Below are 13,785 nucleotides of genomic sequence, written 5' to 3'. Positions count from 1 at the left end.
TTTCCCTAACTGGTTAACGATTTTTTTTCATTTTACCTCATTTTTTAAAAGTCTCATACTTATTTGAAATGACTATAGTATTGAATAGTCATCCGTAAGTAGAGAATATAGAGAATATAAAAGTGCTTCAAAGGATATGACATCTACTATATTTTGGCAGCAATACCTTGCAATCAAGATCTACCATTGAAAGCCTCCATTGGTTGATGGCTGACAGCTTCGACCGCCAGCAACTCAACGATTCACAACAAAAGCGCCTTGGAATTAATTGGGGTAGTTGACGCTCCCCCGTCACAGCGTAGCTTGACGGGGAATTCTGCCTTCACAGTTTGATGCCAAGTAAAAGCAGTGCCTTTACTTAGTCTTACTCTCGCTCCAGAAGCTACGGAGGTATGTCCTACGTCTCAAATTTGTACACCTTGATCTCTAATGTATTTAGCTGCATTGATGTTTCTATCCTGGTGAGGCAGACATTAGGGTATTCCCACTTTTTGATATCTAATGAAAGCCAATTTACAGCAGATTGCAAGCTTATAGACCGCAATATCAGCATTTAGAAAACCAATTTATTAGATATTGAGTATTAATTAAAGAAAGTGCGAAGTGCGACCAGAATTGAGTAAGTTTGGAGGCGAGGTAAAACACAATTATTAAACGATCATCAAGTACCTAAAGACCATAAACTTGTCTAATTAAGGGGGGTTTACATACTGTTAAATAGCTCTCTTTACTCCTGCTTACCTACTTATCAGATGGAAGAAACTTGAGTTAAATAATGACATAATCTTCGCCCAAAATAGCTTGATTAACCTGCGGTTCCGGCTCTATTGGGTCGCTGTAATGAGTGTCAATGTATTTCATGAAACTTTCCCGGTAAGCTTTGAGATGCGAGTTAAGTGCTTCGATATCCTGCTCTCCTGTCGCAAAACCCCTCTCTCTTCTGAAGTGACCGGATTCCTTAACAAAAGCCATGTCAACTTGCCACAAAGCTGAATCCACCGGGCGATATGACAAATCAACAATATCGTAAGCTGCAAACCCTTGGGACTTCATAAAACTCATTACATCATACATCTGACCGAACAAAGTAACTTCTACAATTACATATTCAGTCTGCTGCAAAATCTCAGTTGCTCCTGCTAAAACATCTAATTCCTGTCCGTCTACATCAACTTTAATTAAATACGGGCCTGGCAAATTTCTTTCCCTGGATATTCCATCCAGGGTAATTGCTGGTATGTTTCTCAAATAAGGATTGCTGCTGTCAGTAACGCGATTTTCAGAAAGTGAAGAATGCACCATACCGGGACTGACGTTGAGGGTGAAAACTCCCGCTTCTTTGCTCGCCGCAGCGATAATGTATTCTGCACTTTTGAGCTTGCGGCAAATTTTGGCCAGATAAGGTTCATTTTCGGCGATGGGCTCAATTAGCAAATGTCGGGAATTGGGGAAAGTTTCGTAAAGGTTAAAAGTTCCCAATGCCGCGCCGACATCAATCACAGTTTTGGGTTCAAAACCTAACTGTTTAGCCAGCAGCAAGCTGCCTGACATGGAGTTTCTGAGAATTCCTGTTTGTTGTTGGTTCACAATTTTTTCCTCATTTCAAGGTGAATATAATTAATATTATGTCTTGTGGCAGAGTTATTGTATGTCCGAATAAAGAAACGAAGCAATCGAAATCTTGGCGATTGCTTCCCTTCGGATCGCAATGACAGAAAGAGGTTTTAACTGAGATGTTGCACCATTCTCAATAAGCTTTTTATGGACAGGCAAGATGTGAGTTTCAATGCAGCCTGCTGCTATTTGGCGGATTTATGCGCCTTGTTTTCCGGTTCTACAGATTGCAAAGCTTCGTCGAGAATGGCACGCGCTTCTTCAGCTTTACTTCTAGCTTCTCGATAGCGGACATTAGCTTGAGCAAAGTTTTTTAGAACCTTGAAACCATCTTTCAAACGACCAATTTCCTCGGCAGTCACAGCCTCATCGGTAAACAAAATGTCGATCGCCGCCCGGATTTTGAGTGCTTCTTCGCGGGATTCCATCACTTTCAATTTGAGACTTGCCAAATTGCTCAAAATCTGCACGGCTTCAGTAATCGCGTCCTCGCCTTCAGACGCAGCATCTTCGATATCCTTAACTTCAACAAACTGCTTGGGCCCAAATCCCTCCACGAGTTCCGTAGGCAGCTTGCCCTCATCCATGAGATCCATCAGCCGATCCATCGCTTCTTCACGGGCTTTGGCTGAATCTTTCCCCTTGACAGTTAAAATAATTTCGGGGCTTTGAGGAAGTGTATAGCGAACCATATTTTGACAGCCTGTGCGCGAAAACAATTGAATGATATTTTATCTTTATTCGATCGCCAGTTGCAGCTATCAATCTGCTCCATTACCAACCGCTGGCCAAAAGTTGACACATATACACTCAAAAGGAACCCTCGGCAATGAAAGATAAATTTCTTAACTTGCTTAACTTCATTCTAGTAGCTGATGTATTTTTCGTCTTTGCCAGTTTTGCGTGGTTTGCAATCGCAGTAGCAGGTCGATCGACCGGCGTGAATCTCGGTTTTGATTTGTGGTACAGTCTCTGGCAGCCCGTATTTAATCCCGCCCTCGGAATTCTTATGGGTGGTGCTATTCTCAGCGGTATAATTAACCAAGTTTCTAAACGCCTCAATCCGAAGTAAAATTGATGTTTTGTTGGAGACGGTGATTGGCGATGCTACTTAGTTAGCGATCGAACTTGTGGGATGCGTCAGAGATGAGGCACTTAATTAGGTCGATGAAGCTTGAAAATACATAAGTAGTCAAAAGTGAGTGCAACACTCCCCAAAGGAGCGATCTCTTATGAAAGCAATCACAAAAGTTATGATTGCTTTACATTTTGTTACAGGGTAAAGTTTATTTTCGTCTACCTATTTAGGTCGGAAATAAGGATGGGACGATCGGGAGCTAAAAAAAATCAAGTCATGTTCTGAGTAACAAAAGTCGGGCATTAATTATGGGAGAACAAAAATGTATCGGTATCCTCACCAGCGGGGGTGACTGTGCAGGCTTAAACGCAGTTATTCGAGCCGTTGTCTACCGCGCAACGGGAACTTACAATTGGAAAGTGATGGGGATTCGTCAAGCCACCAACGGATTGATGAGTCGTCCCCCGGAAGCAATTCCCTTGGATATTGAGAAAGTAGACTCGTGGCTCACCATTGGCGGTACGATGCTAGGCACGACAAATAAGGGCGACCCTTTTGCATTCCCGATGCCGGATGGGACTATACGCGATCGTACTGAGGACATCATCGAAGGCTATCATCAACTAGGTCTGGATGCCTTAATTGGCATTGGTGGCGATGGCAGTCTTGCCATTCTCAGGAAGATTGCTCTACAAGGAAATTTGAATTTAGTTGCTATTCCTAAAACTATTGATAATGATGTCGGAATTACCGAGCGTTCCATCGGTTTTGATACTGCTGTCAATATTGCTACTGAAGCACTAGATCGCTTGCATTTTACTGCCGCCAGTCACAGTCGTGTCATGATTGTTGAAGTCATGGGACGCGACGCTGGACATATTGCAATTAGTGCCGGAATTTCTGGGGGAGCTGATATAATTCTGATTCCCGAAATCCCTTACAAAATTTCCAAAATCTGTGCCCAAATCCAAGAACGCCAAGACCGGGGAAAAAACTACTGTTTAATTATAGTAGCGGAGGCAGTTCGCACTGAAGAAGGGGAGTTAGTAATGCACACAAATCGCTTAGGTCAAAGTCGATTAGGCGGAATTGGTCAGTATTTAGCTGATACAATTTCTGACTGCAGCGGTGCAGAAACTCGCGTCACCGTTTTGGGACACATTCAACGCGGAGGGACTCCTTCATCGCTAGAAAGATTAATTGCTTCTGCTTTTGGCATCGCAGCAGTTGATTTAATTGCCGAAGAGAAATACGATTGCATGGTATCTTGGCAAAAGCGGGAAGTTGTGAGCGTTCCTCTGGAAGATGCGATCGCCAAATACAGACCTGTAGAGTTCAATGGTACTCTGGTTAAAACGGCCCGCGGTTTAGGGATTTGTCTGGGAGACTAAACAATTACCCATCCGAGTTCTCAAAGATTTAGTCCGGGACGCACTCAGAAGCAAGAAACCGGGTTTTTCAACCGAGACTGAGGGTTTTAAGCCAGTGTATTGTTGTAAAAAAACCAAGGTGATGACCGTCTGTGCTTCCAGGACTAAGATCGACCTGGAAGCAGTGACGTTTCAACTTTTTAGTGTAACTTGCAATCAGTTGCGATCGAGTATCGACCCAGAGCGCGATCGCACTCGGAACTACAAAATACCGCAACAAGTAGAAAGGTGAGAAATTGACACCATTTACTGCACAAATTAGAGTGCGCCATTACGAAATGGACGCCCTCGGTCATGTCAATAATGCTGTCTACCAGCATTATTTAGAACACGCTGCGATCGAACATTTAGAACACTTGGGATTTACACTCGATCGCTACCGGGAACTGGGTGGCGTCTTTGTAATGCGGCGAATAGAGATTGACTATTTGCGATCGGCCGCTGCGGGCGATCGATTGGAGATATCCACTTGGATCGAACAAATGCGCGGCCCGCGCGCTGTCCGCCGCTACGAAATTCGCTTAGCTGGAAGTGACGAAATCTTGTTAAAAGCCGAGGCGCTTTGGGTTTGGGTTGAAGTTACAACCATGCGACCGCGAGCAATTCCCAAACAAATAATTGATATTTTTGAATCACAATCTCAAGCATTACCAACATAGAGAAAAAATCAACTATTATATTTGCAAAATCCTGTAAAAATCTATTGGTTTGTAGTGAGGACTTTCGTCCTCTATTCCACGTTTGTAGTGAGGACTTCCGTGTTCTATTCCACGTTTGTAGAAGTGCAAAAAGTTGATTGTCGCCGGGGCCGCAAATCCCGATGGCAAAAAGTCGGATCGCCCGCCTGCCAGTTTGGATGTCACAGAGGTACGATGGAATATAGGGAGGGAGGCCAAGCCGGCGAAGGTTAAGCTTGGTGACAATACCCACAGGAAGGAAAAAATGACACTTAACTTGCGGCGACCGATTTTAATAGGCGGAATAGGACTTTCAGCAGCGCTGTGGCTGCTGGAAACTCTACAGCATTCGGGTTCAGAAATGGGCGAAACGGCACTCATCGGCTTGGCTGCTGCCGGTGCGGGGTATTGGTGGTGGAAGCAACAATCCCCCAAACTCGAACTCGCACTCCCGCAACCCCTGGCCAACCGGGAAGCAGCCGAAAAAGCGATCGCGACTTCCGAAGCCACTATTAAATTGCTGGCTTCAGAAGCTCCAAACTCCGCCGATCCGGCGAATCTAACAGCAAAGCTCGATCGGCTCAGAAGCGAATTAGACAGACAAGATTTGCGGATTACCGTCACGGGCGGCAAAGCTGTCGGCAAAACTGCCTTAATTCAAGTTTTAAATTCTAATTGGGCATCTCAACACCCGCAAAAGCTTAGTTTACAAGAAACAGCACCGCTATTTGCTAATACAAATGCCGATGCCAAAATCAATGGTGATTTAGCGCTGTTTGTGACAGCGGGCGACATCACAGATTCCGAATTTCAAACATTATCTCAGCTAGCAGCAGCAGGTCAGCGCGTGCTGCTAGTCTGGAACAAACAAGACCAATATTTGCCAGAACAGCAGTCGCAGGTTTTGAACTCTTTGCAGCAGAAAATGCAAGGAATATTGGGAACCGAAGATATAATTGCGATCGCAGCTTCTCCCAATTCTATTAAAGTGCGCCAGCACCAAGCGGACGGCACGTTTAAAGAACGCATCGAAAAACAAGTCTCTCAACTCGACGCACTGACGGAAAGATTGACTAAAATCTTAACTGAAGAACGGCAACAGTTGGTCTGGGCGAGTGCAGTGCGCGAGGCTGCAAGTATCAAGTTAGAGGCAAAAACCTTATTAAATGCAGTCAGGCGCGATCGGGCAATTCCCATTATCGAACAATATCAGTACATCGCCGCAGCCACCGTGTTTGCTAATCCGGTTCCCGCTTTAGACTTGCTAGCAACAACCGCCATCAGCACCCAGCTCGTAATCGACCTCGGCGCTATCTACCAGCGAAAGTTTTCCTTAGACCAAGCTAAGACAGTAGCGGCTACTTTGGCTAATCAAATGTTCAAATTGGGATTAGTAGAACTGTCTACCCAAACTATTACTGGACTGCTGAAAAGCAATGCCGTCACCTATGTAGCAGGAGGCGCGGTGCAGGGAATTAGTGCAGCATATTTTACCAGAATAGCAGGACTGAGTTTAATTGAATATTTCCAAAGTCAAGAACTGGAAAATGCTCCCAAAGGCATTTTCAATCTCGACCAGTTGACTAAAACTTTGCAAGCAGTATTTACGCAAAATCAGCAAGTTTCCTTCTTGCAATCTTTCGTCAACCAAGTGGCGAGTCGCCTTTCATCTCAGGTATCTGGGCCCGAAACCGTTAAGTCGGCGGCCAATTAAGTAAAATAAAGGAACAGGAAAGATGCCTGTTCCACAAGACAGTTTTTCTGTTGTGGAACAGGCATCTTTCCTGTTCGCCGGCCGAACCAGGCAACCAGTTAATATTTTCCTTCTTCCTTCTGCCTTCTGTTATACAATCAAATAAAGTTTGCACGATGATACAAACTCAACCAAAAATACTAAGCTTTGAAGAATTTCTAGAAGATAAATCCGAAAACAGATGCTACGAACTCCACGACGGGGTAATGGTTGAAATGCAGCCAACAGGAGAACACGAAGATATCACAGCATACCTTGTTCAAGAATTTACGCTGCTCTACACCCAACTGCAACTTCCATACCGCATTCCCTCGAAAGCGCTAGTTAAGCCACCAGCTAAAGATACAGGATATATTCCTGATGTTTTGCTATTAAACCGTCAGGCTTTAGCGTCGGAACCCTTATGGTTGAAGTCAGCAACAATCACCCAAGGAACATCTATCCCGCTACTTGTTGAAGTTGTCAGTACCAACTGGCGCGACGATTATCTCAAAAAGTTGGCAGATTACGAAATGATGGGCATCCTCGAATATTGGATTGCGGATTATGCTGCATTCGGCGGAATACGTCATATTGGCGACCCCAAAGAACCCACCATCTCGGTTTGCCAGCTTGTGGACGGAGAGTATAGAATTACACAGTTCAGAGGGAGCGATCGCATTATTTCACCTACATTTCCCAATATGGAGCTGAACGTCGATCAAATTTTCCGAGGCGGAGCCTAGTGTTAGGGAAAAGAACAGGCTTTCCGGCCTGTGCCACAAAAAATTTTTGTTATTGTGGAACGGGCATCTTGCCCGTTCAATATTTTTTGGAAAACTCACCACTAAAAAATTATAAATTTATGAAAAATTGTATTAAAATAAGAAATAGGATTTATAATTCGACGATCAATTATACCTGCTTAAAAAAGCCGATCGCCAATGGCTGACAATTCCCTTCAAGAAAACCGCTTATCCCTTGCCCGCGCCAGTTTGCGCGAAGCCCTGGCGCGCTATTCCCACCTGCGCCAAGGGAAAAAAAACTCGAATAATACAGAATTAGAAGCGGCGCTGCAATATCAGTTAGATATCTTAACTTCCACCTCAGAAAAACTAGACCACAACGTCATTCGCATTGCTACTTTCGGCTTAGTCAGCCGTGGCAAGTCAGCCGTATTAAACGCGCTTTTAGGTCACAAAATTCTGCAAACAGGCCCTCTCAACGGCGTGACTCAGTGGCCGCGTTCCGTGCGCTGGAGTGTGCCTTTATCCTTCCTTGACAGCGACGAATCCCCCCAACCCCCCCTCGCTAAGGGTGAGAAAGGAGGGGTGCAAGTAGAATTAATCGATACTCCCGGACTTGATGAAGTTGGCGGCGAAGTGCGCGGCGAAATGGCGAAACAAGTAACTCGCCAAGCTGACTTAATTCTGTTTGTCGTTGCAGGCGATATCACTCGAACTGAATATCAAGCACTGTGCGAATTGCAAACAGCTCAAAAACCAGTAATTTTAGTTTTTAATAAAATTGACCTTTATCCAGAATTAGACAGAAAAGCTATTTACCAAAGTTTGCAAGCGCTGGGAAATTCTGAAGAGTTAGCAGCCGCTGCGTTAACAGAGCAAACAGATAGCGAAAATTTGTCCGATCGCCCAAACAACTCCTCCGATAAATCTACCGCAAAATCACCGCCTAAAATTGCCAAATCATTAGAAATAGTCATGGTAGCCGCTGAACCCGCGCCGGTGCAAGTGCGGGTGGAGTGGTCCGACGGAAGAGTAACTAACGAATGGGAGTCGCCACCCGCGCAGATAGACGAACTAAAACATAAAATTTTGACAATTCTTAACAGAGAAGGTCGATCGCTCCTCGCTCTAAATGCTTTAGTTGAAGCTAGAGATGCCGAAGCACACATTGCCCGTCACGTTCTCAAATTGCGGCAAACAGAAGCCGAAGATTTAATCTGGCAATTTGCAAAATATAAAGCTTTGGCTGTCGGTTTAAATCCAGTGGCATTTTTGGATGTAATGGGAGCAAGTGTCGCAGATTTAGCCTTAATTCGCTCTTTATCCAGACTTTACGGCTTACCCATGACTGGTTACGAAGCCGGCAAGCTTTGGCAGACTATTTTCTCCAGTGCTGGCGGCGTACTTTTGGGAGAATTGGGTAGCAGTTTTCTGTTGGGATTTGGCAAAAGTGCGGCGGCTGCGGCCCCGCACATCGGCTTTTCTACTTTTGCCGGAGTCGCTGTAACTCAAGCTAGTTTAGCAGCTTACGGAACCTACGCTGTCGGTCGTGCCGCCCAAGTTTACTTAGAAAAAGGCTGCACCTGGGGCCCCCTGGGACAAGATACGGTAATTCAAGAAATTCTCGCCACCATCGAGCGTAATACAATTATCGATCGCTTGCAGCAAGAGTTTAAAATTGGCAATTAAAAATTGCCCTAGTAGTTGAGTATGGTGCGTCAGGATAGGGTTATTTGTGAATAATCGAAGAGGTAGGATCTGACGCACGCTATTGCTTATATTCTTATACTATTGTCAAAAAAGAATGCCACTGTAGGTAAGCTCCAAAGCAGGATATTCATCAGTGATATCCCCTTCTTTAATCGAAAATCGTATTACCGTCTCGCGATTCTCACACCTTCCCTAAAATGCGCGATCGTGGCAATTACCGCTATAGAAAAGTAAAATATTCTAATCAGCCAAAAACAAACCCGCATTGACCAAGAAACAATAGTCGGAGCAATACCTGTGAACTGTACAAATCTGGAATTAACTTTTTTTTCAAAACTGTCAAGGTCTTTCATCTCCGATTGTTTCGTCGGAATAACCGGAAACTGACCAGTATATACGTAATAACCGATAAAACCTGGCAATCCAACTTTTCTATTCAAAAATGAGTTAGTTAAGGTTGCAGTTTGCGAAGGCGATAATTTATCCGATTCTTCCACTTTTTCCAGCCAAGCATTATATCGAATGGCTGGTGTAATCATGAAAACTAAGGGAACTATAACTATCAACAAAGCCGCACTAATTTTGCGACCGTATTGAGGGTGCAGAAGTCTTGTAGCCACACCCACTCCCATACCGATAAATGCAAATATCAATATATTTAACAGTTCAATAATTTCGATACCCCTCAACAAATCGCCGATAATCAGAATTGTATATAATAATTTGTCGGCTAGTAGCAGAGCGGCCCACTTGATGAGAATTGAAACGCCTAAAATAGTAGCTACAATTGCTACATACCCGATGCCACCTAGAACGTAGAGTAAAATTGAACCGGCTTGTTTGAATGATTGCATGGAATTATTCACTCTTGTGAAAGTTGAGGAGTCCGATTGACAAAAAAAAATGAAATTTTAAAGCAATCTGGAGTTCCAAATTTGACTTTTAAAATTGATTAGTTTGACATCTAGAAATCAATCTACAATCTACAATCTATCGACAAGTTCCCGCGCCGCTGCTTTGGTGACTTGTGCGATCCGTTCTGTCACAACATCCTCTTCGATCGCCCTCTGGTCTGTTTCTTGTTCGCGATCGATCCCCAACCATAAAAGATACTCGATATTACCGGCCGGGCCAAGTAAAGGCGACCACGTTAAGCCGCGTTGCTGCCATCCTAAAGCTGTGGCTGCCTTCCACACTTGAAAAATCGCATCAGCTTGAGTTGCTGAGTCTCTCACTACGCCTTTTTTTCCGACTCTCTCGCGCCCTACCTCAAACTGCGGCTTTACCAGCAACACCGCTTCTCGCGGTGGTACCAACAATTCCCACAGCGCGGGTAAAATCTTATCCAGGGAAATAAACGACACATCTACTACCGCCAAATCTGCTCGCTCAGAGTCGCCGTAAAGCTCAGCAGCAGTCATGTACCGCAAATTGGTGCGTTCTTTCAAAATTACTCTCGGATCGTTACGCAAGCCCCAATCTGCTTGACCGTAGCCAACATCTACGCCGTATACTAGGGCGGCCCCGGCTTGCAGCAAACAGTCGGTAAAACCGCCTGTGGAAATGCCGCCGTCGAGACAAATTCTGCCTGCAACGGGAATCGCAAAAACTTCTAAAGCTTTGGCTAATTTGTCGCCGCCTCTAGAAACATAGCGCGATCGCTCTTTAATCTGAATTTTTGCTGCGATGTCAACCTCAGTACCCGGTTTGTCAACTACCTGTTGGTTGATGGAGACTTTCCCAGTCCGAATCAAAGCCTGAGCTTGCTGTCTGGAACTGCACAAATCTAGGCTGACCAATAATGTGTCTAGTCGCTGTTTAGCCAAGGTTTTTAATCTGTACGGATAGGGTTAAGAACAGTACCAGATTAGCACTTACGCACAAGCTCCACTGCTAATTTTTGGCGATTATTTTGGTTTTGCGATTGTCGCGGGGCGATCGCCCCTAGGTCACAGGATGTGACTGAGATCGCTCTGATTGTTTAGTTGGATCACAGATAAACATTCATAGAATCACACAATAATTTTTGTGACTAGCGGATGATTTATATGGAGCTAAAAGCGCTACACATACCATGCGGGCGATCGACCATGAAAATAATTAACTTTCCTATCAGAAATCAGGGCAATTGTCAAGAAAATCCCCTGGCATTCATCAGCGGTGATATCATCCACATTCTTTACCCCAACGGCGAAGTAGAAGCAACAACCGTCACACAAATCGATCTGCGCCAAACCAAAAATCCCCTGGACAAATGCCTCGTCTGGGGATGTGTTGACGATTTTTAGCACCAGTTTCAAACAAGAATGAATTAGAGGGAAGCTCCACACCCTTAATTCATCAGTCATTCCCAATTATTCAAATTTTTAATCTATAATTTTTAATCGGAAATCTTTAATCTAAAATTGTATAACCCATAAAAAAAGATCGCTTGGAGGCTGTGAGGCCAAAAAAAGCGATCGATCTAAGTGCTGCTAACTGCCAGCCAAAAATGCAATTTACTGCTACAAGAACTAGCAAATTGACTTAAATATCTTGTTCGCTCAATTCGCGAATCATGTAATCAAAAGGCTGCTCCAAAAAAGGCCCCACAGACAAGCCAGCAGCTTCCACCTGAGCCTTAACCATCTCCTTCATAATGCTAATTCCCATCACCGTCGGGCCAATGGGAACGCTTAGAGAATTGTAAGTTTCCCGCAAACCTTGCAGCACGCGCTCGTCGAGCACATCGGTACTTCCGGCCACCAGGGCGTAAGTAGCATAGCGCAAGTAGTAGTCCATATCCCGCAGACAAGCCGCGTAGCGACGAGTCGTGTAGGCATTTCCCCCGGGACGGATCAGTTCCGGCTGTTCAGCAAATAGCTGGATACCAGCTTGCTTGACAATTGCCGCAGCATTGCTGTTAATCGCCGCCGCTGCCTGTACCCGTGCCGTGCCCGTTGCAAAATAAGATTTCAACCGATCGATACCATCTCGGTCTAAATACCTACCAGCAACATCATAATTTTCAATCAGGCTCGTCACTGCATCGCGCATAAGTTTCTCTCCCAAAAATCTTTATCAATACTTTGCTATCTGAGACAGACCGCCTATTGTAGACTACTACAAATCGGCGTTTGATTAAGATTTGAGATGGGATTTTCACTCTAGGTAGTCTATCCTCGGCAAACGGCAGCAAAATTCAGCCGTCTGCCTTGTATCTTCAGCCGAAAAATAATCCACAGGGCAAGAATCACGAACTGCCAGGCCGCACTGGGCAGCAATTTCAAAATTTTGTAGCCATAGATACAAAATAGTGGGTACTGAAGGCCTACGATCGCCCAAACAGTCTGAAATCGGCCGATCGCCAAGACACAACCAATATCAGGAGTAAGTCATGTTCCAGACACCCCAAGAAGCCTTAAACTACATACAAGAAAATAAGATCCAGATCGTTGACCTCAAATTCATCGATATGCCGGGGATCTGGCAGCACCTTTCCCTGTACCACGACCAAATCGACGAAAGCTCATTCACAGACGGCGTACCCTTCGACGGTTCCAGCATTCGGGGCTGGAAAGCCATCAACGAATCAGACATGACGATGGTCATCGATCCGACCACCGCTTGGATGGACCCGTTCATGGCAGAACCGACCATCAGCTTCATTTGCAGCATCAAAGAACCTCGCACCGGCGAACCGTACAGTCGCTGTCCCCGGACCATTGCCCAAAAAGCCATAGACTACTTGCTTTCGACCGGTCTCGGCGATACAGCATTCTTTGGGCCGGAAGCAGAATTCTTTATTTTTGACGACGTTCGCTTCGACCAAACCCAAAATTCCGGCTACTATTACGTAGATTCGATCGAAGGTCGCTGGAATTCCGGCAAAGAAGAAGCAGGCGGCAACCTCGGCTATAAACCGCGTTACAAAGAAGGTTATTTCCCAGTAGCACCAACCGACACCTCTCAAGACATGAGAACGGAAATGCTGCTGACAATGGCAAAATGTGGCGTACCCATCGAAAAACACCACCACGAAGTCGCCACCGGCGGTCAATGCGAACTCGGTTTCCGCTTTGCAACTTTAGTACAAGCAGCCGACTACTTGCTAACTTACAAATACGTCATCAAAAACGTCGGCAAAAAATACGGCAAAACCATCACCTTCATGCCCAAACCGCTGTTTAACGACAACGGTTCCGGGATGCACGTTCACCAGTCGATTTGGAAAGACGGTCAGCCTCTATTTGCAGGCGATCAATATGCTGGTTTCAGCCAAATGGGACTGCATTATATCGGTGGCATTCTCAAGCACGCACCGGCACTTTTGGCAATCACCAACCCCACGACCAATTCCTACAAGCGTTTAGTTCCGGGCTTTGAAGCGCCTGTAAACTTAGCTTACTCTCAAGGGAATCGATCGGCATCAGTGCGGATTCCGTTGTCGGGAACCAACCCCAAAGCCAAGCGGTTAGAATTCCGCTGTCCCGATGCCACATCCAACCCCTATTTAGCATTTGCAGCCATGCTGTGCGCCGGCATAGACGGCATCAAGAATCAAATCGATCCGGGCGAACCTTTGGACGTGGATATCTACGACCTTTCCCCTGAAGAATTGAGCAAGATTCCTTCGACTCCCGGTTCCTTGGAAGGCGCTTTAGAAGCTTTAGAAAAAGACCACAGTTTCTTAACAGAAACCGGCGTATTTACCGAAGACTTCATCCAAACCTGGATTTCCTACAAACTCGACAATGAAGTCAACCCGATGCGGCTGCGTCCTCACCCCTACGAGTTTGCTCTCTACTACGACTGTTAG

Annotated in this window: 14 protein-coding genes; 9 read left to right on the top strand and 5 right to left on the bottom strand. The window is 45.2% G+C overall.

All coding sequences use genetic code 11. The annotated features are described in order from the left end of the window. Nucleotides 1-768: 768 nt before the first annotated feature. Both QUA53_RS17815 and QUA53_RS17810 read right to left on the bottom strand, forming a co-directional pair. Nucleotides 769-1,587, bottom strand: a complete 819-nt coding sequence (locus tag QUA53_RS17815; protein WP_333098759.1) for an FkbM family methyltransferase — start codon at nucleotides 1,585-1,587, stop codon at nucleotides 769-771. Between the two features lie 212 nt (nucleotides 1,588-1,799). Beyond that, complete coding sequence (locus QUA53_RS17810; RefSeq protein WP_333098762.1) at nucleotides 1,800-2,306, bottom strand: hypothetical protein; 507 nt, start codon at nucleotides 2,304-2,306, stop codon at nucleotides 1,800-1,802. Nucleotides 2,307-2,443: 137 nt separating this feature from the next. Here QUA53_RS17810 and QUA53_RS17805 point away from each other — a divergent pair, with 137 nt between their 5' ends. From QUA53_RS17805 to QUA53_RS17775, 7 genes are all read left to right on the top strand, one after another. After that, complete coding sequence (locus QUA53_RS17805; protein ID WP_333069256.1) at nucleotides 2,444-2,686, top strand: hypothetical protein; 243 nt, start codon at nucleotides 2,444-2,446, stop codon at nucleotides 2,684-2,686. A gap of 314 nt (nucleotides 2,687-3,000) precedes the next feature. Next, entirely contained in the window at nucleotides 3,001-4,083 is a 1,083-nt protein-coding gene (locus QUA53_RS17800; RefSeq protein WP_333098764.1) for an ATP-dependent 6-phosphofructokinase, read from the top strand. A 118-nt stretch (nucleotides 4,084-4,201) separates the two neighbouring features. Further along, nucleotides 4,202-4,354, top strand: a complete 153-nt coding sequence (locus QUA53_RS17795) for a hypothetical protein (protein ID WP_333222683.1) — start codon at nucleotides 4,202-4,204, stop codon at nucleotides 4,352-4,354. A 4-nt stretch (nucleotides 4,355-4,358) separates the two neighbouring features. Then, nucleotides 4,359-4,781, top strand: a complete 423-nt coding sequence (locus QUA53_RS17790; RefSeq protein WP_190735045.1) for an acyl-CoA thioesterase — start codon at nucleotides 4,359-4,361, stop codon at nucleotides 4,779-4,781. Between the two features lie 283 nt (nucleotides 4,782-5,064). Beyond that, on the top strand, nucleotides 5,065-6,513 hold the full coding sequence (locus QUA53_RS17785; protein WP_333098772.1) for a slr1306 family protein: 1,449 nt from the start codon (nucleotides 5,065-5,067) through the stop codon (nucleotides 6,511-6,513). 155 nt (nucleotides 6,514-6,668) lie between these two features. Beyond that, a complete protein-coding gene (locus QUA53_RS17780) occupies nucleotides 6,669-7,277 on the top strand; it encodes a Uma2 family endonuclease (protein WP_333098775.1) in 609 nt (202 codons plus the stop codon). A gap of 198 nt (nucleotides 7,278-7,475) precedes the next feature. Beyond that, nucleotides 7,476-8,966: a DUF697 domain-containing protein gene (locus QUA53_RS17775; RefSeq protein ID WP_333098777.1), complete on the top strand. Its 1,491-nt coding sequence runs from the start codon at nucleotides 7,476-7,478 to the stop codon at nucleotides 8,964-8,966. A 185-nt stretch (nucleotides 8,967-9,151) separates the two neighbouring features. On the opposite strand, the gene QUA53_RS17770 is transcribed toward QUA53_RS17775, so the two are convergent. Beyond that, nucleotides 9,152-9,841, bottom strand: coding sequence for a hypothetical protein (locus QUA53_RS17770; RefSeq protein ID WP_333098778.1), 690 nt, complete (start codon nucleotides 9,839-9,841; stop codon nucleotides 9,152-9,154). Between the two features lie 129 nt (nucleotides 9,842-9,970). After that, a complete protein-coding gene (locus QUA53_RS17765; RefSeq protein ID WP_333098780.1) occupies nucleotides 9,971-10,813 on the bottom strand; it encodes a TlyA family RNA methyltransferase in 843 nt (280 codons plus the stop codon). A 264-nt stretch (nucleotides 10,814-11,077) separates the two neighbouring features. Here QUA53_RS17765 and QUA53_RS17760 point away from each other — a divergent pair, with 264 nt between their 5' ends. Next, the gene (locus QUA53_RS17760; protein ID WP_333098782.1) at nucleotides 11,078-11,275 is read left to right on the top strand and encodes a hypothetical protein; all 198 of its coding nucleotides are present in this window, start codon (nucleotides 11,078-11,080) and stop codon (nucleotides 11,273-11,275) included. 238 nt (nucleotides 11,276-11,513) lie between these two features. Here the strand turns inward: QUA53_RS17760 and apcB are convergent, their stop codons facing one another. Then, nucleotides 11,514-12,023, bottom strand: coding sequence for an allophycocyanin subunit beta (gene apcB, locus QUA53_RS17755; protein WP_333069246.1), 510 nt, complete (start codon nucleotides 12,021-12,023; stop codon nucleotides 11,514-11,516). Between the two features lie 340 nt (nucleotides 12,024-12,363). Between apcB and glnA the strand changes: the two genes are divergently transcribed. Further along, nucleotides 12,364-13,785 carry a type I glutamate--ammonia ligase gene (gene glnA, locus QUA53_RS17750; RefSeq protein ID WP_333069245.1) on the top strand — a complete coding sequence of 474 codons (1,422 nt, stop codon included), beginning with the start codon at nucleotides 12,364-12,366 and terminating at the stop codon, nucleotides 13,783-13,785.

It is taken from the genome of Microcoleus sp. Pol12B3 (assembly GCF_036701355.1).
Lineage (GTDB): Bacteria > Cyanobacteriota > Cyanobacteriia > Cyanobacteriales > Microcoleaceae > Microcoleus.
Note: the sequence above shows the minus strand (reverse complement) of the source record. Positions and strands in the feature narration are given on the sequence as shown.

Coding starts and splice junctions, on each gene's coding strand:
- QUA53_RS17800 (WP_333098764.1), top strand. CDS start 3,001: ATGGGAGAACAAAAATGTATCGGTATCCTCACCAGCGGGGGTGACTGT.
- QUA53_RS17760 (WP_333098782.1), top strand. CDS start 11,078: ATGAAAATAATTAACTTTCCTATCAGAAATCAGGGCAATTGTCAAGAA.
- QUA53_RS17805 (WP_333069256.1), top strand. CDS start 2,444: ATGAAAGATAAATTTCTTAACTTGCTTAACTTCATTCTAGTAGCTGAT.
- QUA53_RS17770 (WP_333098778.1), bottom strand. CDS start 9,841: ATGCAATCATTCAAACAAGCCGGTTCAATTTTACTCTACGTTCTAGGT.
- QUA53_RS17785 (WP_333098772.1), top strand. CDS start 5,065: ATGACACTTAACTTGCGGCGACCGATTTTAATAGGCGGAATAGGACTT.
- glnA (WP_333069245.1), top strand. CDS start 12,364: ATGTTCCAGACACCCCAAGAAGCCTTAAACTACATACAAGAAAATAAG.
- QUA53_RS17810 (WP_333098762.1), bottom strand. CDS start 2,306: ATGGTTCGCTATACACTTCCTCAAAGCCCCGAAATTATTTTAACTGTC.
- apcB (WP_333069246.1), bottom strand. CDS start 12,023: ATGCGCGATGCAGTGACGAGCCTGATTGAAAATTATGATGTTGCTGGT.
- QUA53_RS17780 (WP_333098775.1), top strand. CDS start 6,669: ATGATACAAACTCAACCAAAAATACTAAGCTTTGAAGAATTTCTAGAA.
- QUA53_RS17775 (WP_333098777.1), top strand. CDS start 7,476: ATGGCTGACAATTCCCTTCAAGAAAACCGCTTATCCCTTGCCCGCGCC.